The 21,993-nt window shown below is 64.1% G+C and carries 12 protein-coding genes and 3 pseudogenes; 8 read left to right on the top strand and 7 right to left on the bottom strand.

Annotated elements, in window-relative coordinates; translation table 11 throughout:
* Positions 1 to 124 precede the first annotated feature (124 nt).
* Positions 125 to 2,509, top strand: a complete 2,385-nt coding sequence (locus QTI04_RS00990) for a penicillin-binding protein 1A (RefSeq protein WP_286613825.1) — start codon at positions 125 to 127, stop codon at positions 2,507 to 2,509.
* A gap of 820 nt (positions 2,510 to 3,329) precedes the next feature.
* Positions 3,330 to 4,382, top strand: coding sequence for an ABC transporter substrate-binding protein (locus tag QTI04_RS00985; RefSeq protein WP_286613824.1), 1,053 nt, complete (start codon positions 3,330 to 3,332; stop codon positions 4,380 to 4,382).
* 416 nt (positions 4,383 to 4,798) lie between these two features.
* Here the strand turns inward: QTI04_RS00985 and QTI04_RS00980 are convergent, their stop codons facing one another.
* Positions 4,799 to 5,815 carry a LysR family transcriptional regulator gene (locus QTI04_RS00980; RefSeq protein ID WP_286613823.1) on the bottom strand — a complete coding sequence of 339 codons (1,017 nt, stop codon included), beginning with the start codon at positions 5,813 to 5,815 and terminating at the stop codon, positions 4,799 to 4,801.
* Positions 5,816 to 5,926: 111 nt separating this feature from the next.
* Here QTI04_RS00980 and QTI04_RS00975 point away from each other — a divergent pair, with 111 nt between their 5' ends.
* The gene (locus QTI04_RS00975) at positions 5,927 to 6,973 is read left to right on the top strand and encodes an aldo/keto reductase (protein ID WP_286613822.1); all 1,047 of its coding nucleotides are present in this window, start codon (positions 5,927 to 5,929) and stop codon (positions 6,971 to 6,973) included.
* Positions 6,974 to 7,257: 284 nt separating this feature from the next.
* Here the strand turns inward: QTI04_RS00975 and ltrA are convergent, their stop codons facing one another.
* The 5 genes and pseudogenes from ltrA to QTI04_RS00950 all read right to left on the bottom strand — a co-directional run bounded on the left by ltrA (position 7,258) and on the right by QTI04_RS00950 (position 13,655).
* Positions 7,258 to 8,748, bottom strand: a complete 1,491-nt coding sequence (ltrA, locus tag QTI04_RS00970) for a group II intron reverse transcriptase/maturase (protein ID WP_286614141.1) — start codon at positions 8,746 to 8,748, stop codon at positions 7,258 to 7,260.
* 760 nt (positions 8,749 to 9,508) lie between these two features.
* Positions 9,509 to 9,745: pseudogene (locus QTI04_RS00965) on the bottom strand (DUF1214 domain-containing protein); the annotation flags it as partial.
* Between the two features lie 574 nt (positions 9,746 to 10,319).
* Positions 10,320 to 10,703 (bottom strand): annotated as a pseudogene (locus QTI04_RS00960) (DUF1254 domain-containing protein); the annotation flags it as partial.
* Between the two features lie 194 nt (positions 10,704 to 10,897).
* Positions 10,898 to 12,220 (bottom strand): DUF1254 domain-containing protein, encoded by a 1,323-nt coding sequence (locus QTI04_RS00955; RefSeq protein ID WP_286613821.1) that lies wholly within the window; start codon positions 12,218 to 12,220, stop codon positions 10,898 to 10,900.
* Between the two features lie 361 nt (positions 12,221 to 12,581).
* Entirely contained in the window at positions 12,582 to 13,655 is a 1,074-nt protein-coding gene (locus tag QTI04_RS00950; RefSeq protein ID WP_286613820.1) for an AraC family transcriptional regulator, read from the bottom strand.
* Positions 13,656 to 13,817: 162 nt separating this feature from the next.
* Here QTI04_RS00950 and QTI04_RS00945 point away from each other — a divergent pair, with 162 nt between their 5' ends.
* From QTI04_RS00945 to QTI04_RS00925, 5 genes are read left to right on the top strand one after another with little or no spacing between them, the layout of a single operon-like run.
* Positions 13,818 to 14,768 (top strand): fatty acid desaturase, encoded by a 951-nt coding sequence (locus QTI04_RS00945; RefSeq protein ID WP_286613819.1) that lies wholly within the window; start codon positions 13,818 to 13,820, stop codon positions 14,766 to 14,768.
* 21 nt (positions 14,769 to 14,789) lie between these two features.
* Complete coding sequence (locus tag QTI04_RS00940) at positions 14,790 to 14,954, top strand: rubredoxin (RefSeq protein WP_286613818.1); 165 nt, start codon at positions 14,790 to 14,792, stop codon at positions 14,952 to 14,954.
* Positions 14,955 to 14,985: 31 nt separating this feature from the next.
* Positions 14,986 to 16,575 carry a hypothetical protein gene (locus QTI04_RS00935; protein ID WP_286613817.1) on the top strand — a complete coding sequence of 530 codons (1,590 nt, stop codon included), beginning with the start codon at positions 14,986 to 14,988 and terminating at the stop codon, positions 16,573 to 16,575.
* 12 nt (positions 16,576 to 16,587) lie between these two features.
* Complete coding sequence (locus QTI04_RS00930) at positions 16,588 to 18,186, top strand: GMC family oxidoreductase (protein ID WP_286613816.1); 1,599 nt, start codon at positions 16,588 to 16,590, stop codon at positions 18,184 to 18,186.
* A gap of 39 nt (positions 18,187 to 18,225) precedes the next feature.
* Positions 18,226 to 19,620 (top strand): AMP-binding protein, encoded by a 1,395-nt coding sequence (locus QTI04_RS00925; RefSeq protein WP_286613815.1) that lies wholly within the window; start codon positions 18,226 to 18,228, stop codon positions 19,618 to 19,620.
* A gap of 747 nt (positions 19,621 to 20,367) precedes the next feature.
* On the opposite strand, the pseudogene QTI04_RS00920 reads toward QTI04_RS00925, so the two are convergent.
* A pseudogene (locus QTI04_RS00920) lies at positions 20,368 to 21,798 on the bottom strand (arylsulfatase); the annotation flags it as partial.
* Between the last annotated feature and the right edge of the window lie 195 nt (positions 21,799 to 21,993).

Genomic DNA, 21,993 nt, shown 5'->3' with positions numbered 1-21,993 from the left:
ACCGTCGACCGCACCACGCCAAAGGGCAACCGGGAGCCTGGAGGAATCTCACTGAACTCCGGCCCACTTGCCTCTGCGGGCAGTTCGGCGACACTGCGCAACTGAGCCGTTCACGCTTGCTGTCATGGCCGACCGATCGCATCTTTCGGGGCACACCGACAAACTGGTTCCAAGATCCTGGCGATCCTGGCTCCTGCGCGTGGCGTTGTGGGTCACAGGGCTGGCCCTGGCCGGGGCGCTGGGCCTGTCATTCGTCGTCTTGACCGCACTGGCAGTCGCCTATCCGAACCTGCCGAACATTTCCGAACTTCAGGACTATCGACCGAAGCTTCCGCTGCGGGTGTTCTCATCGGAAGGCATTCTGATCGGTGAATTTGGTGAGGAGCGCCGCGAGTTCACGCCGATCTCGGCCATTCCCAAGTTGATGAAGGACGCTGTCCTGGCCGCCGAGGACGCGCGCTTCTATGACCACATGGGGGTCGACTTTAAGAGCATGGCGCGGGCCGGATACGCGAACCTGAACCGGGTCAAGAGCCAAGGCGGCTCGACCATCACGATGCAGGTGGCACGCAATGCGTACCTGACCTCCGAGAAAACCGTGACCCGCAAGGTCTACGAGGTCCTGCTCACATTCAAACTGGAGCAATCTCTCTCCAAGGATCAAATCCTGGAGATCTACCTGAATCAGGTCTTTCTGGGCAAGCGGGCTTACGGCTTCGCCGCGGCCTCGGAGGCCTATTTCGGCAAGCCGCTCAAGGACCTCTCGATCGCACAGGCTGCCATGCTGGCAGGTCTGCCCAAAGCACCCGGCGCCAACAACCCGGTCAACAATTCCGTGCGGGCACGAGAACGGCAGCTCTATGTGCTCGACCGAATGCAGGAGAGCGGATTCATCACCCCGGAGCAGTCGGCGCAGGCCAGACAAGAAAAGCTTCAGCTGCGCGCCCCCCAAGGCCCCGCTTTTCTACGCGCCGAATACGTAGCAGAAACCGTGCGCCAGTTGATCTACGCGCAGTATGGCGACGCCACCTACACCCGGGGACTTAAGGTCTACACGACGATCTCTGCGGTCGACCAAACGGCTGCCTACAGGGCCTTGCGCGATGGGATCATGAGCTACGAGCGAACCCAGGTCTACCGTGGACCCGAAAAGTTCATCAATCTTCCCGACGATCCGAAAGCACGCGCAGACATGATCGAGGACGTGTTGGCAGAGCACCCCGACTACGGCGATCTGATTGCTGCGGTGGTTCTCAAAGCCAGTGCCAAAGAGGTCACGGCCGTTCGTGCGAACGGCGAGGCCTTGCACGTCACTGGCGACGCGCTGCGGCCGGTCCAGTCGGGATTGGCGGACAAGGCTCCGCGCACCCTCATGATCCGTCGCGGCGCGGTCGTGCGCCTTGCGAAGACGCCGAAAGACGTGTGGGGATTGACCCAGCTACCCGAAGTTGAGGGTGCGTTCGTCGCGATGGATCCGCGCGACGGCGCCATCAAGGCGCTGGTGGGCGGCTTCGACTTCAACAAGAACAAGTTCAACCATGTCACGCAGGCCTGGCGTCAGCCAGGCTCGAGTTTCAAGCCGTTCATCTTCTCGGCAGCTCTTGAAAAGGGATTCACCCCAGCGACCGTGGTCAACGACGCGCCGCTCTACTTCGACGCACCCACGCCCGGCGGCGAAGCATGGGCGCCGAAGAACTACGGGGGCACTTTCTCGGGACCGGTACCGCTTCGCACGGCGCTCATGAAGTCCATCAACATGGTCACGCTTCGCGTCACCCAATCGATCGGTATTCGCTACGCGCAGGACTGGATCACGAACTTCGGCTTCGACCGCGAGAAGCACCCCGCTTATCTGCCCATGGCGTTGGGCGCCGGCGCGGTCACGCCCATGCAGATGGCAGCGGCCTACTCGGTGTTTGCCAATGGCGGCTATCGCGTCAGGCCTTACCTGATCACGCTCATCACGGACCACAAGGACAAGGTCCTGGTCCAGCCGCAACCCCCGCTGCTCAACGAAACGATCCGCGCCATTCCGCAGCGCAACGCCTTCATCATGAACACGCTGCTGCAGAGCGTCGTCAAGGGCGGCACCGGCGCCAAGGCGTATCAGGCGTTCAAGCGCGACGACCTCTACGGCAAGACCGGAACCACCAACGACTCGATCGACACGTGGTTCGCAGGCTTTCAACCGACGATGACCGCGATCGCGTGGATGGGGTACGACACGCCTCGCAGCCTCGGAGATAAAGAGACCGGCAGCAGCCTGAGCTTGCCGATCTGGATCAGCTACATGGAAACCGCCATCAAGGGCGTGCCCGTGACCGAACTTCAGGCGCCCGACGGGGTGGTCCATAGCGGCGGCGAGTGGTACTACGACGAGTACGCGCCGGGCAGCGGGCCCAGCCCGTGGGGCTTGGCCGCCGCAACGCCCGTCGAGGCGACCTCGCCTTCGACGCCCGAGTCATCTTCAGACGAACGCAGCCGAATTCTCGATCTGTTCCGCAACTAAGACAGGGCGCCGATGCGCCTGTGGCTGATGAACAAGAACCGGCGCGAGGCCTCACCTCGGCTGCGGTGGGCTCGTGGTGGTGGCCGCTATCTGGGCCATCGTTGGCTTCTGGGTTCAGAGGCAAGACGAAAAGCAGGTGCTCGAGGCGACCTTCGCCGACATCATCGGGGAAATCGGAGGTGGGCGACAGCGACCGGAGCGGTTGAAGCAACGGACAACCAGCAACGCGCGGCATTGGAACGGCTGCTTCCCACTGTTCGAAATGGCGTTCAGGGCCCGGACTACCACTCCGCCCACGTGAAAAGCGGCCGCTCGCGATCTGGCTTCGAAACCGGGTTGGCGCAGTCGGTGAAGGGGTGCAGCACGGCGATGTCCGTAGTACCTTGGGACCGGTCGTAGATTCTGGGATGCTCGCGGCGCCTGAATGACCGCACTCGGCGTCACAGCGTGAGTCCACTGCGCGGCAGGGAAGGACGGCAATCGCTGCAGAACGGCATTCCCCGGTCGGCCCTTCGACGACAATCCCGGGCCCCCTGCGGTCCTTGCTCCTGCGACCTGGAGTGGCAGGTCTCTGGCATCAAGCGGTCGATCATGCCACCTCGCACTTCCGCCTGGACTCGCTGCCTGGCGGCCCGAGGAGCGACAAACGACACTTCGCCAGGCATCCGGGGAAGTCGTCTCAACGATCTTCGACTCCTCCTGGACTTCCGCGTACCTGCTCTTCCAAATCCCTTCAACCCTCCTCAGGATGGAGGTTGACGGCCTCGATGGCAAAACTGACCATGCGGCCCGTCAGCTCAGGCGCCGATCGACCCCCTCTATGGAACCGACGGCGCAACTGAAGCACAACCAGGAGCAGATGATGGATCGCAGGAGATTTGCTGTCACTGCAGCCGCTACAGGCACCTTTCTGGCAACCCCGCTAGCCTGTCGCCTCGCGGCCGCCCAGACCAATGGCCCACCACCCAGGATCGGGCTTCTCCTGAACGGCGCGGCCGCCAACAATCCCGCCGTCGAGGCCGTGCGCAAAGGCTTCTCCCAACTTGGCTATGTCGAGGGCAGGAACGTCATCCTGGAAGGACGCTACGCCGAAGGCAAGCTCGACCGCCTCCCCGGCCTGGCCGCGGAACTGGTGGAGACGAAAGTCGAGGCGATCGCCACCTTCGGCGGCCCACCAACGAGCGCCGCGCTCAGCGCCACCAAGCAGTTGCCGATCATCTTCGCCGTGGTGGCTGACCCCATTGCCGTAGGCTGGGTGTCGTCCCTGGAGCGCCCGGGTGCGAATGCCACTGGCATCACCAATCATGATCCGACTCAGCCCGAGCGCCAGGTCGAGCTCATCAAGAAGCTACTCCCCGACATGAAGCGGCTCGCCATCCTGAGCGACGCAGACATCCCTGGCGCCGACGCAAGCGGCCTAGCACCCATCGAGCGAACCAATGTCGCTGCTGCAGAAGCCCTCGGGATCGAGGCCCGGGTCCTGAAGCTGCGCGGCCCAACGCCCGAAATGCAAGGCGCTTTTGACTCCATGGCCGCGGCAAAAGCGGATGCCTTGCTCGTCCTGGAAGTGCCGGTGACCCTGTCTTACCGCAAGCAAATAGCGGACGCAGCGGCCGCTCAGCGCATAACCACCATGTTCTCCGCCGGCTCTGCCGACGCCGGCGGCCTGCTGAGCTTTGGAACCAAGGTAGACGACGCTTGGCCACGCGTGCCCTTCTATGTGGATCGCATCCTCAAGGGAGCCAAGCCGGCGGACCTCCCAGTTGAAGTCATCGATCGCCGAGACTTCATCATCAATCTGAAGACTGCCAAGCGCATTGGCCTGCCAATCCCCCAGGAGCTCCTCACCCTCGCTACCCGCGTCGTTGAATGAATCTGCTTTTCAGCTGCAGCGGGCCGTGATTGGCCAGCATTGAGTTGGTTAGCGGACGCCACGCATGAAATCCCCTGATGGGCTGCTATCGCTGCCCTCCTGCAACTGTTGATGATGTGCGGGCCGGCTCGTGTCTATCATGCGTCGACACGGACGGAGGTGCGGTCATGACAAGCATGCTTGCCTGCTCGGCGGAGATGTTGCTGCTGTATGCGCTGCTCAGGGCGCGCACCCGCCAAATGCGGCGTCTCTGTTGGTGACCGCTTAGGCGCGGTCAGGTGACATTCTGTGCCTGAGCCTGCAAGGACCGCTCGTGGGCCGCACCCTGCCACACCTGGGCCGGCGCCATCGGGTCCATTGGAGACTCTCGCGTTTGACCGAAGAGGTCGTTGGTCCGCCATGACGAGCTGGGCCTGCTAGCGTCGACGGGTCCTCTGTACGCGTCCGGTGGTCCGGTTCAAACTTTTGGGCTTGTGCACCTCAGGCGGCGCAAACCGCATGCAAACGCGGTAGACCAACTCTCGGAGCCACTGATGCCCGGCATCGGTTTCGTGGCGAGCGTGCCAAACGAGCGAGAGGTCTACCGGCGGGACCTCGACAGGCAGCGGGCTGACGGCGAGGCCCAGCGCGCCGCCCAGCTCCCGCGCTGCCGTGCCCGGGAGCGAAGCGATACCCCGAAAGCGTCGCAGCACAAACGGCAATGTGCTGAAACGGGTGGTGGTCATCGTGACGTGCCGGGCAAGACCACGCTGCTCCAGCACCTCGTCGACGTAGCCGACGAATTCGCCCCCGAATGAGGTCAGCAGATGAGGGTATGCAAGATAGTCCTTGAGGCTGATTGGAATCCGAGCCCGGACCACTTTGGGGTCGAAGATGCAGGCGAAGAACTCCTGGAACAACGGCTTGGTGCGTATCCACTGCGTCGTGGCGCCAGTATCCGTGATGGCAAGGTCCAGTGTCCCTGCCTCGAGCTGAGCGACTGCGTTGGCCCGGTCGACCGGTCGAAGCGCGAGCCGCACGCGAGGTGCCTCCGCTTCCATGTCACCCAGCAACTCAGGGCCGAGCGTGACCTCCCCGATGTCAAACATACCGAGGGAGAACGTGCGGTCACTTGAGGATGGGTCGAAAGCGCTGGTCGTGAAGAGCGCGGCACTCAGGCCTTCGAGGACCGGCTTGAGCCGCTCCGCGAGAGCGAGTGCATGGGTGGTCGGCTCCATCCCCTGCGCGGTGCGCACGAACAGGTCGTCGCCGGCGAAGGCGCGCAGTCGGCCCAGGGATGCGCTGATGGCCGGCTGTCCGAGGTACAGGCATCTGGCGGCTCGGGTGACGCTTCGCTCGCGCAGCAGTGCCGTGAAGACGAGCAGCAGGTTCAGGTCGAGCCGATGAAAATCATGCTCGTTGATATCAATCATGCTTTCAATCGATTTGAACAATCTGGGGGACGACTCTAACCTTCAGGGGTAGACAACGCATCCCCCTCCTGGGAACGTGCTGCGTCTTCACCAGTGCGACAAATTCATAGCAGATCACCCAAGAGGACCACCATGCGCTACCAAGTTTTTGGCAACCACACCGGTTTGCGAGTCTCCCAACTGGCCCTCGGCACGGGCAACTTCGGGACGGCGTGGGGCTACGGCGCCGAGCCTGATGAAGCCCGCCGCATGTTCGGTCGATACGTCGAGGCCGGTGGCAACTTCATCGATACGGCCGACAACTACCAGGCCGGCCAGTCAGAGACGCTGCTCAGCGACCTGATTGCCCCCGTTCGCGAGCAGATTGTGCTGGCCAGCAAGTTCACGCTGGGCCCCACACCTGCGCAAGCCGGCGTTGCGGCGACCGGCAACTCGCGAAAGGTCATGGTCCAGTCCGTCGAATCCAGCCTGAAGCGCTTGAAGACCGACCGCATCGACCTCCTGTGGGTCCACATGCCAGACGGAGTCACGCCGATGGAGGAAGTGCTGCGCGGGGTGGACGACCTGGCGCGAGCCGGCAAGATTGTGTACGCGGGCCTGTCAGATTTCCCGGCGTGGCGCGTGTCCCGTGCCGTCACGCTGGCCGAGGTTCGGGGTTCGCTTCCCATCGCTGGCGTCCAGCTGGAGTACAGCCTGGTCGAGCGCACAGCCGAACGAGAGTTGTTGCCGATGGCGCAGGCGTTGGGCCTGGGCACGGTCGCCTGGTCGCCACTGGGCGGGGGTCTTCTCACCGGAAAGTACCGTCGTGGCGAAGTGGGCCGCGCGACTCAGTTGGGCGTGCTCATCCACCAAGAAGACAGCGCGCAGAAAGGCGCGGTCCTAGACGCCCTGCAAGCTGTCGCTGAAGAGACGGGGTCGAACCCGGGACGGGTGGCCATCGCCTGGGTGGCAGCACGCGGTGCCATCCCCATCATCGGGCCGAAGTCGGTGGTACAGCTGGATGACAACCTTGCCGCGGCGGATGTGCGCCTCACAGAACAGCAAATTTCGCAGCTGAACGCGGCGGGCACGCCCAGTCTGGGGTTTCCGCATGACCTGCTGAACCAAGCGTCCACCCGCCAGAGTTTGGCAGGGGGTCAGCTTGAGCAACTTGATACGCCGAAGCGCTCGGTCGCATGACCCTCAGCGAGGCAATGCGTGTGCGGGTCGTGTGAACTCGCTCTACACGTTGGGCATTTGAAGGGAGCGTCCGGTTATGGCCGAACTTTGCGGCAGGGCCGACCGGCTGCTTTTGGCCCGCGAGCACCAATTCGCGGCCGTGCCTGACAGCTGACCTCGGCGAGATCGCCCGGTTGGCCAACGACCGCTACAGGCGAGCTTGGTGAACAGGCGGTCACGGCCAATTGACGCGGTAGGAATGCTCATTGCTGAACACCCCCCGCACAGATCCCGGCGTGCGCGATTCACGCACCGGGCTCCCACCTTGGGTGAGTAACGGCGAAGCGCCGCTCTGGCCACGGATGAAGAACGCGCGGAGACGGCAGCCAATGGTCGGCCAACCGTTTGATGCGGTCCCAGGAGAACGAGTCCTTCTGACTGCGCCGTCGCAGCGCCCACAGCCAGGCCCTGACCACGTGATGCCGGAAGCTGCTCATGCGTCGGGCGTTGGTGGGCACAGCGTGATACGCGAAGTACCCCTGCACCACCTGCCGTAGCTGCGCCCCTTGCTCCGGGATCGCGTGATGCCGGTTTCGGTGCAACTGCACCTTGATTCTGCACAGCGCCGCCTGCATCCGATCACGGCGCGTCAGGCGCTGTAGCGCAAACGCTCCGTTCCGGGTGCGACCGCAGATGTGCGTGAATCCAAGGAAGTTGAACGTCTCCGGCTTGCCAAGTCCTCGCTCGGCACGCCGCCTTGCCGCGTGTCGTCCGAACTCGATCAGGCGGGTCTTCTGCGCATGCACAGATAGCCCGAACCGCTCCATGCGTTCGCGCATCGCGGCCAGGAATCGCTCGGCATCGTCCAGTCGCTCGCAACCAACGACACTGTCGTCGGCGTAGCGAACGATGATCATGTTCCCCTGAGCATGGCGGTGTCGCCACTGCAGTGCCCACAGATCGAAGACGTAGTGCAGATAGACATTGGCCAACAGCGGGGAGATGACCGCCCCTTGGGGCGTTCCCGTTTCAGCCTGCGTCACCGCGCCGCCTTCCATGACTCCGGCCTTTAGCCACTTGCGAATCAGCCGCAAGATGCGCGGGTCACCGATGCGATGTTCCAGGAACCTCATCAGCCACTCATGGCTGATGCGGTCGAAGAACTTCTCGACGTCGGCATCCACGATGTAGTTCACCTTCGTGCGCATGATCCCGACCGCCAACGCATCCAGCGCATCGTGCTGGCGGCGCCCTGGCCTGAACCCATACGAGAACCCGAGGAAGTCGGCCTCGTACACCGCATTCAACACCTCCACCACGGCGCGCTGGACGATCTTGTCTTCCAGCGCAGCGATGCCCAATGGGCGACGCGTTCCGTCTGGTTTGGCAATGTATTGCCTCCTCGACGGTAGTGCCCGGTAAGCACCTCGGTGCAGGCGATCCCGCAGGTCGATCAACCTGTTCTCCAAGTCCTCTTCATAGTCCCGCCATTCGATGCCATCCACACCGGGCGCCGCCTTCCGTTGTAGCCAGAAGAACGACTCCCTCAGCAGATCGACATCAAGGTGATGGAACAACGCAGTGAACCGCTCCTTCTTTCGTTGCCTTGCTGCTTGCCGTACACGGTCGAGTCGCTGGGACACGCCAGCCCGGCCCTGAGTCCGGCGCGTGCGCAGCCCAACCGTGTTCCCCTTGGCCCCCGGCCTTCGCTCCACCGACTCCGCCCCCGGTTGCCCGGGTTTGTTCGCCAGCTTCAACGCTACTACGCCGAGGTCCGACTTCTGCCGTTCGTGCATCATTGGCTACGGCTCCTCGCCTTCCCAACACGACCCCGCGGCGTTGCCACCATCGGGGTGAACGGCAGATCTCCCGGTTTCCGTGCAAAGAGCATCCGTGCATGCCAGGTTCTCAGACCTCGCCGGGTCGGTCGAACGCTTGCGATGGCGCGTTCGCCCGTGTTGCCTTCCGCCCAACAGACAGCGTCAGCACCCGGATCCAAGTTTATTTCGCGGCTCAATGGCTGGCCTACACGCTACCCTACCGACGCTTCGCCGACACCCTCGCGGATGCCTGCGCACGGCTCGGGGCCAATGCGGATCGCGACTCCTTCATCGCAGTGGACTTGCACCACCTACTCCTTGCCGGCCTCCCGGCGCACCTGTTGAAAAACTCGACTGGGCGACAAAGCTTGCGGACGCCCAAACGTCAGCCACAGAGCGCGCGACTTGCATCGATGCTCATCAGAGCTGCGTAGAGGCACTCAGGCGAGTTTCGTGCTGCGGTTGGTCGCGCGGTACGTCGAGTGCACCTTCGATGCCCTATACGTAGAAATCGAGTGGGTCGCCACGCCAAAATCGAGTTTTTCAACAGAATTGGCCCGCTGCCGACCTTCAACCTCTCGCTGTGAACGCCCGCAACGCGATCCCAAGCGGCCCTTCGTCCAGGTCACTTCACCTTCTCGATGTCCCCGGGCTTCCAGCTCTTGTCGATGGCAGGTTCGGTCGGGCCGTAGAGCCGGAGGATGGTGAAGTACCCCTTGCCGGGCACGGTGGCGAGCCAGTTGCCCGCCTTGCCCTCAGGTGCCTTGGGACCGAGGTAAAGATCCGTGCTGCCGTCGGCGTTCTGCGCCGGCTTGTCGCGCGAACCCAGCGACGGGAAACGCTGGCCATTGGCGAGACCCGAAGCATTCGCCGCATCGTAGAGCGTCAGGGACCAGAAGATGGCAGCTGGGACGTTGGGCAGGGAGATGCAGGCGATAGTTGTTGCCTCCCACCAGCGGCACTCCCTCGCCATCAGTAAAGCCGATCATGTAAGCGGCGCCCTTGCCCGGTATTTTTGAGAGCATGCCGGGGCTGATCGAGTAGTAATCGGTGAAGAACCAGATCCGGGCGTCGAGGGCGCGATAGCCCCCGGCAACATTCATCCATGACAGATCCATCGTCGTGGCCGGGCTGGGTGGCGTCACGTTGTCCATCGGATTGATCCAGCGGCGGTCTGAATACATGAACAGCGAGGCGCCGTTGAGGGTTTCCTGGAAGCCGATGACGCGGCTCATCTTGTAGGCGGTCTTCGCGGCCCGATCGAGGATCTCCCGCGTGTGCGCATCCGGTGTGAACGGCTGGCCCTTGACGATGCCGATCGCTGCCAGCATGCCGAGCCAGTCGGGACCGGCCAGGTCGTCACCCTCCCGGTCCACGAGCAGCTTGAGTTGATCGAATGCGCTCCCGTCGCTGATTGGCAGCATGTCGGCCGGGACACCGGAAGCATCGGGGAATTCCATTGGCTTGGCGCCGGCCTCGCCGTCCAGTGGATAAATCCTTGTTCGTTCAAGGTGCGCGACAGCCGGCACCAGATTCTTCGGGTCCTCAAAGAACCCGCGCAGGAAGATGAAGACGTTGTGGGTTCCTGAACGGTAGACGTAATGACCTTCCGGCACCGGTCTCTCGTAGCCGGGTGGCAATAGGAGGAACTTGCCGCCCTTGCCACCATCCGGTCCCGCCAGGCCGACGTCGCCGAAGAACTTGCCGCCCTCCACCGCAATGGGGCGCTGCCAGTAATCGAGCAGGATGCCTTGAAGTCCGGGCGGTGCTTCCATCACCAGCGGACCATCCTTGCCCAAGTCAACGTAGCTCATCGCGTAGAGAACGTCGGAGTTGGGAGTCGTCACCAGAGTCTTGGCGTCGAGTCGCTGCTTCCAGATGGGCAAGACGTTGTAGCCGGTGCCAAACGTCTTTTCCGACCCAACCTGCATGCCGAGCGTGTTGATCAACGGCATCGCCCAGAGGTAGGTCTGCGTCGCCCGTTGGAAGAGGAGTTCTTCACGAAGTGTCTGCGCGGTCTCCTCCGTGGGCCGGCCTTCCGCGAATGGAAGGTCGGCTAGTTCGTCGATGCGAGATGTCTGCGCGTATTTGGTTGCCATGGCTATTCCCCATTCCGCTCAACTACTCACTTCACCTTCTCGACCTGCGGCGGCTGCCATGTGCCGTCGAGGATGGCCTTGTCAGCCCAATAGGCGCGGATGTAGAGCGAGAACGTACCGCTCGGCGCAGGCAGCCAGTTGCTTTCCTTGTCCTTGCCGGGCGACTTGGCGCCGGCATAGAGCGTTAGCGACCCGTCCGCGTTGTATTTGAGATCCTTGCTCTTCGTGCCCAGCGACTGGCGCTTCAGCGGATTGGGGTGGAAGAGATGCAGATCGTTGTACAGGGTGAGCGACCAGAAGCCCTTGACCGGCGGCGTCTGCCCTTTGGCAAAGGTGAGGGCGTAAGCGTTCTGTCCGTTGAGTTGCTCGCCTTGGCTGTCGTCGTCCCGGTAGATGTATTTGGTTTCCTCCGGGCGGTTTTCATACATATTCGACTTGGCGGTGGCCGTGCGATTGAGGTAGTCGGTGCCCCACTTCGCATTGTTCACCGGCGAATTCCAACCGTTGCCGGCGGGACGACCGTTGTAGCGCCACTGGAAGAACGGTGAAATCATTTCAACCTCGGCGGCAACGGCGCTTTCCATGAGCGTCTGCTTGATCTCCGGGTCCTTGGCGGCCGCATCCAGCACGCTGCCGATCCATTTGTAGAGAGCCTCTTCGCCCGGCAGCGGCGGCACGCTCTTCATCACCGCCGGTAACTGATCGAAGAAGGTCTCCGGGTTCACCCATTTGGTCTCGCCTTTGCTCGCAGGCGCCGGGAAATGCGGCAGCTTGCTCCAGTCCTTGGTCTTCATCTTGCCGTCGAACTCCGACACGGGGTAGAAGACGACCTGATTGAGCGCCGACTGGATGGCCGCGTGATCCGCCGCCGTGTCATCCATGAAAACGCGGGGCGCGGTAAAGGCCGACGACGTGGACGATCGCACCACCGCAGTGATCCCGGCGGGCATCTCGCCCTTCCAGTCCGGGCCGACGATCATGTAAAAGCCCGGCTTTGTGCCGTAGGCCTTGCCGATCTCGGAAAACTCGTCGGTGCGCACGTCATAAAGTGCATAGACCCAGAAGCGATCGCCGAACTCTGGCACTTGAAAGACGATCGGTTCCTTGTCCAGCGTGAAGTAGCCGGCGCCATACACGACGTCCTGGTTTGGGCAGGTGACGAAATGCTCATCCGGGCTGATGTAGCCGGTCAGCATGGCGTTCCGGTTGAATCCCACCGGCACAACGCCGCCCAGCAAACCGGGTTCCGGTGCCTTGGAGAAAGCGTCGGCGCGGTTGGCCGCATTGACGAGCGGCCAACCCCAAAGGTAGGCCATTCGCCCCACCGTCTGCACATAGGCCTTGGTCATGGCCGTGCCGAGTGGTGGTCCGGGAACTTCGGCTGCGGCAAGGAGGTCGAGTTCGCGCGTGGTTTCCATGGTCGCGTCCTTTCAGTCGTCAAGTGGGATCGACATGCCTCAGTTCGCCATGGCGCGGGCTACCGCTTCCACCAGCGCCTCACTGGCAAACGGCTTCAACAGGTAACCCCGCGGGCGCCCCGGGCGACAGTGTGCTCCGACCTTCGGCTAGAGTTCAATGGTCGTAGAAGGCGAATGTGTCGGGCCAGCAGGCATGGTCGGCATTGATGCGCTGGTCGGCGCAAGCTGCCTGCAAGCATGAATTCCTGTTGGTCTGCTGGACGGCAACCCCGTGCCTTGGCACGAACTTTGTTCAGGGCTGCGCTTCTTTATCGGGCGAAGCGCCGGCTCTGAAGCAGAGTCGGTACTGGCTCGGGGCCAATCCCTGCCACCGGCGAAAGCCTCGGCTGAAGTTCCCCTGGTCGCTAAAGCCGACCTTCTCGGCAATCACGTTCAGCGATTGCCCGGTATGGCGCAGGTACCAGCACGCGAGTTCGTTGCGGGTCTCGTCGAGCAGGTAGTTGTAGCTCAGGCCCTCGTCCTCCAATCGGCGCACGAGCGTGCGGCGCGACAGCCCCAGCATCCCGGCCATGGCCACCAGGCTCGGCCAGTCGGGCTGGCTGCGATGAAACAGGTGCCGCACTTTCGCGCCCACGCTCCCTGACAGCTTGGTCAGTTCCTCGTCGCCGGCGCTGCACACCCGGCGATGCACCTCCGGGTCCCAACTTGCCAGCGGGTGGTCCGCCACGCTGGTCGCAAATCGGATCGCCAGCATCTTCGCTCGGTACTGCGTGGACCAGACCGCTTGCGGCAATTCCCCGGTCTGCGTGGAGCGCGGCCATGGCAGGCACAAGGCGCACTGGCTGAGTGCCTGTTCGTCGGCGATGCCGCGAAAAATGTTGAAGATCGCGTGCAGCGATGCGTATCGCAAGAAGTGGCCGTAGTCGCCAAAGTCCAGCCGGTCGCTGATTTCCAGCGACACATGGCGTTCATCGCGCACGCAGCGGTATTCGAACATGCGGTTGCGCACCGGCGCATAGCGGGCCACGGTTTCCATGGCGTGCGCGATGCTCCTGCTCGACATGGCAGCCAGGCCCATGGGACCGTGGGCCGCGCCCTGGATGGCCCAGCCCAGGGTGGCGCCGACGTCGGGCTTGTGCAGCGCGTCAACTGCATCAAGCAGCGGCAGGAAGTCCAGCAGCGGCAGCAGGCGCGCCTGCCCGGTGAAAGGACGCGGCGGCGCCTGGCTCAGTGCCGCCGTCAACCTGCTGAAGATCAGGTAGTAGGCCGAGTGCACGCTCGGCTCGAACCAGACGCTGCGCAGCCGGCTGCCGCTGTCGTTGCCGGCCCGTTGGACGCGGCCCAAAGCGCCTGTGGATGTGCTCATTCTGGCACTTTAGGACAAATCCATGGCGCGCTGAACAATGGCTTGCCCGAGGCTGCAATTCGACAATTCGAGACATCGGTGCCCAGGGTGCGGCACCGGCCACAACGGAGACCCACCATGTCGAATTCAACACGCTGCTTGCGTGCGGGGGAGCGCTGAGCCATGTCCTCCAACGCTTCTTCCAAGAACCCGGTGCCCGTGCCGGCGGCCAAGAAGGCCGAACTCTATCGCCTGACCAATCCGGCGAAGGTGGCCTGGCCCACGGTGGCCCTGATGCTCTACATCGTCGTCGGCGTGCTCGCGACCTACGCCGCAGCGCTGACCGGCTTCATCCCGCTTTGGGCCGGCACGCTGCTGAACATCGTGTTCATGTGGCCGGTCTTCCATGTGGCACATGACGCGCTGCACCGCTCGGCATCGAGCAACGTCGACCTGAACGACTGGATCGGCCGCATTGGCCTGGGCATGGTCGTGCCGCATGTGTCGCTGGGCGTGTTCCGCTACTCGCACATGATCCACCACCGCTTCACCAACGACCCGCAGGACCCGGACCATTTCGTCCATGGTTCCTGGTGGACGCTGCCGCTGCGCTGGATGTTCTTCGATGTGTACTACGCCTGGTACAACCTCAAGAGCGGCGACCCGCGCGGCCGCAAGTCGGTCAACGAGACCCTGCCCTACGTGGTCGTCACCATCGCCGTCGCCCTGGGCCTGACCTGGCTCGGCTACGGCCGCGAGGTGCTGATGCTGTGGCTGATCCCGTCGCGCATCACGCTGGGCCTGATCGCCTTCACCTTCCTGTGGCTGCCGCACCTGGACGGCGACGAACACGGCGAACTCCAGCACATCACGACCTCGGCCTCGACCACCAACAACCTGACGGCCGGCACCACCATGCGGATGGGCCACGAGAGCTTGCTCAGGCCGCTAATGCAGTGGCACAACTACCACCTGATCCACCACCTCTGGCCGACCACTCCCTCGTACAACCACGAGAAGGTCTGGCAACTGATGGAGCCCGAACTGCGCTCGCGCGACCTGCGCATCCAGCATGGCTTCGACCTCATCCCCACTCTGCACCCCGGCGGCACCACGGCCGTTGGCGCGTCCTGAACAACCAAAAGGAGACCCGCGATGAAGAAATACCGCTGCGCCTACTGCGCCCATGTGTACGACGAAGCCCAGGGCGACCCCGACTCGGGCATCGCGCCTGGCACCCTCTTCGAAGACATCCCCGAAGACTGGTGCTGCCTCGAGTGCGGCGCCATGAAGTCGGACTACCACCTGATCGAAGGCTGATCACGCCAAGAAGAACCATCGGAGACACGACTTGAAGAAGCTTCTCAAATCACTGCTCATCCTGCTGATCGTGCTGGCCGCCCTGGTCGGCATCGTGATCGCATGGACCGCCCACCGCCTGTCCAAGGACCAGCCGGCCGCGCCGCGCACCCAGTACAGCAAGTACGAGATGGGCGACGGCGCCGCCGACGGCAGCCCCAAGCCGGACGCGACCGGCTATGTGGTCGACAAGGCCGGTCGCGGCCGCATCCTGCCGCCGATGCCGCCGGAAAAGCCCATGGACGTGCACACCGCGGCCAACTATCGCAAGAACTTCTCGCTCAAGTCTTGCTTCTGGCCGGGCCCGCGCGCGCGCAGCGGCGTGTTCACCAACGACAGCAGTTCCTTCGCGATGGAGAACCAATTCCCGGACACGGCGACGACCTATATCCCCACCGCCTTCCGGCTGCCCGAGGGCGCAAAGCTGGTGATCTCGGGCGACTACCCGCACATGCGGCACTGGAACTTCAACACCTACAACGCCAAGGGCGAGCCGCAGAATGCGCTGAGCGACGTGGACATCGACCCGGATGCCGGCTCGTCCAACCCGTTCCGCCCCGGCGTGGCGCGTGACGTGCAGGCTCGCCGCTACACCTTCTCCATCGTCAATGGCACCGTGCCTGCGCAGCGCGCGAAGAACACGCTCTACACGATGGGCCCGGCCGGCCAGGACATCTTCCTGTGGATGCGCAACTACGTGCCCGACGGCAGCGTCGACTATCTCGGCGGCGTGGCCTTTCCCGAGGTCGAGCTGCACCTGGCCGACGGCAAGGTGCTCAAGGGCGACGAGGCCTGCCAAGGCTCCACCAGCCCGATGCGCGGCAAGCAACTGGCCAACTCGGTGGATCCGCGCGCCTGGGTGGCCCTGACGAGTCTGCCTTGGGTGGACACGGCCAACGTCGGCGCCAGGAACGTGCCGGCGCTGCCTTTGCAGGCCTTTTTCAACCGCAAGCAGGTGGTGACGGACCTCTTCCTGCCGGCGCTCAAGCAGGCCGATCCGCCGCAGCTTGGTGGCTGGTGGAGCAACCTGGCCTCGCGCTACGGCTATGCGTACATGAGCCGCAACTACGGCACGGTCTACGTGATGACGGCCAAGATGCCGCGCGTTCCCAAGACCTGGCATGGCGAGGCGCAGAACGCCGCCAACGTCGACATGCGCTACATGTCGGTGTGCACGGCCACGGCGCTGACGGCAGCCATGACGCCCGACTGCATCTACGACGAGCAGCTGCTGCCCACGGTGGACGACACCGGCCGCTACGCCGTCGCGATCTCGCGCGGCGAAGACCGCCCCAAGAACGCGACCCTGGAATGCGGCGTGGCCTGGATCGATGCCGGCAACGGCGACGGCATGGTCAGCGGCTCGCCCGACTACATGATGGTGATCAACCGCAACACGCTGGTCAATCCCGAGTTCAAGCAGAGCTGGTTCGCCGTGACCAAGCCCGGCACCGAGCGCGAGGCCATGGGCGACTACCTGCCCTACATGCTCAACCTCAAAAACAAGGCCAATTTCGAGGCCCTGGGCTGCCCGGTGAACAAGCGCAAGCTGTACGCCATGCTGCCGCGCGCGATCGACTGAACGGAGAGCAGCATGAACATCGGTGAGGTGGACTACCTCGTGGTAGGCGGCGGCTCGGCCGGCTCGGTACTGGCGGCCCGCCTGAGCGAGGACCCGGGCACCCGCGTGGGCCTACTGGAGGCCGGCGGCAGCGGCGACAGCCAGCTGGTCAAGGTCCCTATGGGCGTGGTGGGCATGCTGCCGACCAAGATCAACAACTATGCGCTCGAGACCGTGCCCCAGGCTGGCCTCAACGGGCGTCGCGGATACCAGCCGCGCGGCAAGGGACTGGGCGGCTCCTCGGCGATCAACGCCATGGTCTATGTGCGCGGTCACCGCAGCGACTACGACCACTGGGCCGCGCTGGGCAACAGCGGCTGGTCCTATGACGATCTGCTGCCCTACTTCCTTCGCAGCGAGGACAACGCCTCGCTGCGCAACGAGCACCACGGCCAGGGCGGTCCGCTGCACGTGACCGACCTGCGTACGGGCAACCCCTTCCAGAAGATCTACCTGGAGGCGGGGCGCCAGGCCGGCTTCAAGCTCAACGCCGACTTCAACGGCGCCGAGCAGGAGGGCGTGGGCTTCTACCAGGTGACGCAGCAGAACGGCGAGCGCTGGAGCGCCGCGCGCGGCTACCTGCACCCGCACATGGGCCGCCGCGCCAACCTGCAGGTCGGGACCGGCGTGCAGGTCAAGCGCATCCTGTTCGAGGGCCGGCGCGCCATCGGCGTGATGTGCAGCCAGGGCGGGCAGGAGCACACCATCAAGGCGCGCAAGGAAATCCTTCTCAGCGCCGGCGCCTTCCACACGCCGCAGCTGCTCATGGTGTCGGGCGTCGGGCCGGCCGAGCACCTGCGCCAGCGCGGCATTCAGGTGGTGCAGGCGCTGCCCGGCGTGGGCCAGAACCTGCAGGACCATCCGGACTTCATCTTCGGCTACGCCGCGCGCAGCACCGATTTGATGGGCATCTCGGTGGGCGGCTCGCTGCGCATGACGCGCGAGATCCTGCGCTACCTGCGCAAGCGCGAAGGCATGCTGACCAGCAACTTCGCCGAATGCGGCGGCTTCCTGAAGACCGACCCCGCGCTCGCCGCGCCGGACCTGCAACTGCACTTTGTCATCAGCCTCGTCGAGGACCATGCGCGCAAGCTCCACTTGGCGCATGGTTACTCCTGCCACTTCTGCCTGCTGCGCCCGAAGAGCCGCGGCCAGGTCACGCTGGCCAGCGCCGACATGCGCGACCCGCCGCTCATCGACCCGGCCTTCCTGGCCGACGAGCGCGACCTGGAGGACATGGTCAAGGGCTTCAAGACGACGCGCCGCCTGATGGACGCGCCGGCCCTCGCCAGCCAGCGCCACAAGGACCTGTTCACCGCCGACGTGAAGACCGACGATGACATCCGCGCGGTGCTGCGCCAGCGCGTGGACACCGTCTACCACCCGGTGGGCAGCTGCAAGATGGGAGCGGACGACATGGCCGTGGTCGACCCGCAGCTGCGTGTGCGCGGCATGCAGGGCCTGCGCGTGATCGACGCCTCGGTGATGCCCACGCTGATTGGGGGCAACACCAATGCTCCCACCATCGCGATCGCCGAGAAGGCGGTCGACATGATCCGCGCCGCCGCCTGAATAACTTGATTGAACGATTTTTTCTAAGAAGACAAAACCATGAGCAGCAACCGCAAGCCCTGGCTGGCCAGCTACGGCAGCATGCCCGCCGAGATCGACGCCGACGTGGCGCCCTCGGTAGTCGCCCTCGCCGAAGCGGCAATGACCCAGTTCGCCGACAAGACGGCCTTCCAATGCCTGGGCCAGTCGCTCAGCTACGCCGAGGTCGATCGCCAGTCGCGCGCCTTCGCCGCCTGGCTGCAGAACAAGCTGGGCGTGAAGAAGGGCGACCGCATCGCCGTGATGACGCCCAACTTCATCGCCTTCCCGGTGGCCTTCCTGGGCATCGCCCGGGCCGGCGCCGTGCAGGTCAACGTCAATCCGCTGTACACGCCGCGCGAGCTGGAGCACCAGTTGCGTGACGCCGGTGCACGCGCAATGCTGGTGTTCAGCGGCGTCAGCGCCACCGTGGCCGACATCATCGGCAAGCCCGGCATCGCGCTGGAGGCCGTGCTGACCATCGCGCCCGGCGACGGCACGAGGGCCCAGGTCCCCAGCCCGCCGGTGGACGCCCGCCTGCAGAACACCGTGGCCTTCGCCGACGCGCTGCGCGAGGGCGACGACCTGCTGTTCCTGCAGTACACCGGCGGCACCACCGGCCTGTCCAAGGGCGCGTCCCTGTCGCACCGCAATCTCGTGGCCAACATCCAGCAGTACAAGGCCATTGCCGCCAACACCCTGCGCCCGGGCGAGGAAGTGGTGGTCACGGCGATTCCGCTGTACCACATCTTCGCGCTGATGGTGAACTTCATCACCTACTTCACGGTCGGCGCCGAGAACTGGCTGGTGCCCAATCCGCGCGACATGGACGGCTTCGTCAACGTGCTGCAGGCCGCTCGCCCGACGGTCTTCACCGGCGTCAACACCCTATACGCCGGCCTGGTGGCCCACCCCAAGATCGGCGAGGTCGATTTCTCCCGCCTGCGCCAGGCCGCCGGCGGCGGCGCGGCCGTCATCGAGGCCACCTCGGAGCGCTGGCTGAAGATCACCGGCCGCTTCATCCGTGAAGGCTATGGCCTGTCCGAGACCAGCCCGATCCTGAGCTTCAATCCGGAAAACATCAGCGCCTTCAACGGCACCACCGGCCTGCCCTTGCCCTCGACCGACATCCGCCTGATCCGCGAAGACGGAACCGACGCGCCGCTGGGCGAGTCCGGCGAAGTCTGCGCGAAGGGCCCGCTTCCACCGAAGCGAAGCGGCAGGTGCGTCTCACCGGACCTCCAGGCTCACCTTCTCGATCGTCCCAGTGAATCGGCTCTTGATGCCCGCCACGTAGTCGCCCGAGACGGGCGTGTCATCGTCCTCGCCAACGTCAGCGCCCTCGTCGGGCGAGATGATGAAGGGAATGGTTTTTTCGATCCGACCTTCGGCCACCTTCTGCCCGCCGACCGATAGTGAAGCCGTACCACCTTTGCCGGGGCCGCCGCCGTCATACGCGAAGTCCAGCTTGATGGTTGCTTTGCCGGGTGGAAGCGCCTGGGGAGAGGCCACCGAGTAACGTTCGAGGCCGACCCAGTTGTAGGTGTACGTGGGCCTGCCGTCCTTCAGGTACAAGCTGAAGCCGCCGAAACGCCCGCCTTGCGCGAAGACCACCCCCTCCGCGCCGCCCTGTGGAACGTCGATCTCGGCGGTGATCGTGCTAGATCGGTTCTTCACGTTGATGAACGTGTTCTCCATCATGCCTGTCATGCCGGGGTAGAGCGTGATCGAAGTACGCGATCCCATCAGATCGGGCCGCCCGGCGATCGCCGCATTGAAGCGCTCGACGCTGCGGTCGTCGATCGGAAGCACGTTGTACTTCGCCGCCTCTTTCAGGAAGACGGTCTGCATCTGCTTCAGTTTCGCCGGCTGCGCCGCAGCGAGATCGGTGGCAAGGCTGTAGTCGTTGCGCGCATCGAAGAGCTCCCACGTGTCCTTGTCGAGCGTCGCGCGCGGCTTGGGCTCCCACGGCGCCCTGTGCACCGTGCGCGCAAGCCAGCCGTCGTGGTAGATGCCCCGGTTGCCGAGGATCTCGAAATACTGCGTGGTCCGTCGGCTCGTGGCTTTCGCGTCGTTGAGCGTGTAGGCCATGCTCACGCCCTCGAAGGGCTTCTGGACCGTGCCGTTGACAGATTTCGGAAACGGCAACCGTGCCGCTTCGAGCACCGTCGGCGCGAGGTCGGTGATGTAGTGCCACTGCGTACGAATTTCTCCCTTCGTCTTGATCCCCTTGGGCCAGTGCACGACCATGCCGGTCTTGGTGCCGCCGTAGTCGCCCGCCACCTGCTTCGACCAGGCGAATGGCGCGTCTCCGGCGATGGCCCAGCCGGCGGCATAGTGCGGGTAGGTTTCCGGGCCGCCCCACTTGTCCAGGTTCTGCAACTGGTCTTCAACGGCCTCCGGGACGCTATTGAAGAAGGTGATTTCATTGAACAGACCCGTTGCACCACCCTCGGCGCTCGCACCGTTGTCTCCAGCGACGTAGATGAAAAGCGTGTTGTCCATCGCGCCCAGGTCCTCGATCGCCTTCACCAGCCGCCCGATCTCGTAGTCGGCCTGTTCGGCAAATCCGGCGAAGACTTCCATCTGGCGTGCAAACAGTCGTCGCTCGTCGGGCGTCAGCTTGTCCCAATCCTTGATGCCGGCGGGTTTGGGCGCGAGCTTCGTTCCAACCGGCACGATGCCGAGCTTGATCTGCCGGGCCAGCGTGTCCTCGCGGTACTTGTCCCAGCCCTCATCGAATTTGCCCTTGTATTTATCGGCCCATTCCTTCGGCACATGGTGCGGCGCATGGGTCGCGCCAGGGGCGAAGTACATGAAGAACGGCCGGTCGGGTGTCATCGACTGCTGGAACCGTGTCCAGGCGATGGCCTGGTTCGTCATGTCGGTCATGAAGTGGTAGTTCGGATCGGCGGGCAACTCGACCCGGGCCACCCCGTCGTACAAGAGCGGCGACCATTGGTTGGTCTCTCCGCCAAGAAAGCCGTAGAACTTCTCGAAGCCCGACTGGGTAGGCCAAGTTGTGTAGGGGCCGGAGATGCTGGTTTCCCAGGTCGGCGTCAGATGCCACTTGCCGAATGCAGCCGTGTTGTAGCCATTCAGGCGCAGCATGTCCGGCAGAGGCGCGACGCTCGCTGGACGGATGCCAGTGTTGCCCTCGAACGCGGTCGCGAGCTCCTGGATGGCGCCGGTGTTGTTAGTGTGATGATTGCGGCCCGTGATCAACGCCGCCCGCGTGGGCGAGCACAACGCAGCGACGTGCATGCTGTTGTAGCGCAAGCCCCCGGCGGCGAGCCGGTCGAGCGTCGGCATGGCAATCGCACCACCGAAGGTGCTCGGATGCCCGAACCCCATGTCGTCGAGCAGAACGATCACGACGTTCGGCGCGCCCTTCGGGGCTTTCACCTCGAAACGGGGCGGCGCCTTTGCGTTGCGCACGTCGACTTGGGTGATGGGCGTGCGCCGTGGCTCGGCGATCGGAAGGACCGCCCGGTCGAACGCGCCCGGTGACGCCTTCTGTGCCGCAGCGATGCCCGCGAGGCTGAGGCCCAGCGCGAATGCTGTCAACGCGCAACGCAGGCTGTCCCGTTTCATCGGTGTACGGCCCCCGGAAAAATCGTCATTCGACTTTCTCATGGTGCTTCCTCCAAGTTCGGTCGTGTTGCCGGCCGATGTGGCGTTCCGCGAACTACTTGCGGACGACTGCCGCGCCATTGAATGAGCACGGTCCGTTCATGATGAGTTCCTCTCCAGAAGCCGGTCTTTTGCAATCGACCGGCACAGCTTTTT

This window comes from Variovorax sp. J22R115 (assembly GCF_030317005.1).
GTDB lineage: Bacteria > Pseudomonadota > Gammaproteobacteria > Burkholderiales > Burkholderiaceae_C > Variovorax.
Note: the sequence above shows the minus strand (reverse complement) of the source record. Positions and strands in the feature narration are given on the sequence as shown.

Coding starts and splice junctions, on each gene's coding strand:
- QTI04_RS00990 (WP_286613825.1), top strand. CDS start 125: ATGGCCGACCGATCGCATCTTTCGGGGCACACCGACAAACTGGTTCCA.
- QTI04_RS00985 (WP_286613824.1), top strand. CDS start 3,330: ATGGAACCGACGGCGCAACTGAAGCACAACCAGGAGCAGATGATGGAT.
- QTI04_RS00975 (WP_286613822.1), top strand. CDS start 5,927: ATGCGCTACCAAGTTTTTGGCAACCACACCGGTTTGCGAGTCTCCCAA.
- ltrA (WP_286614141.1), bottom strand. CDS start 8,748: ATGCACGAACGGCAGAAGTCGGACCTCGGCGTAGTAGCGTTGAAGCTG.
- QTI04_RS00955 (WP_286613821.1), bottom strand. CDS start 12,220: ATGACCAAGGCCTATGTGCAGACGGTGGGGCGAATGGCCTACCTTTGG.
- QTI04_RS00950 (WP_286613820.1), bottom strand. CDS start 13,655: ATGAGCACATCCACAGGCGCTTTGGGCCGCGTCCAACGGGCCGGCAAC.
- QTI04_RS00945 (WP_286613819.1), top strand. CDS start 13,818: ATGTCCTCCAACGCTTCTTCCAAGAACCCGGTGCCCGTGCCGGCGGCC.
- QTI04_RS00940 (WP_286613818.1), top strand. CDS start 14,790: ATGAAGAAATACCGCTGCGCCTACTGCGCCCATGTGTACGACGAAGCC.
- QTI04_RS00930 (WP_286613816.1), top strand. CDS start 16,588: ATGAACATCGGTGAGGTGGACTACCTCGTGGTAGGCGGCGGCTCGGCC.
- QTI04_RS00925 (WP_286613815.1), top strand. CDS start 18,226: ATGAGCAGCAACCGCAAGCCCTGGCTGGCCAGCTACGGCAGCATGCCC.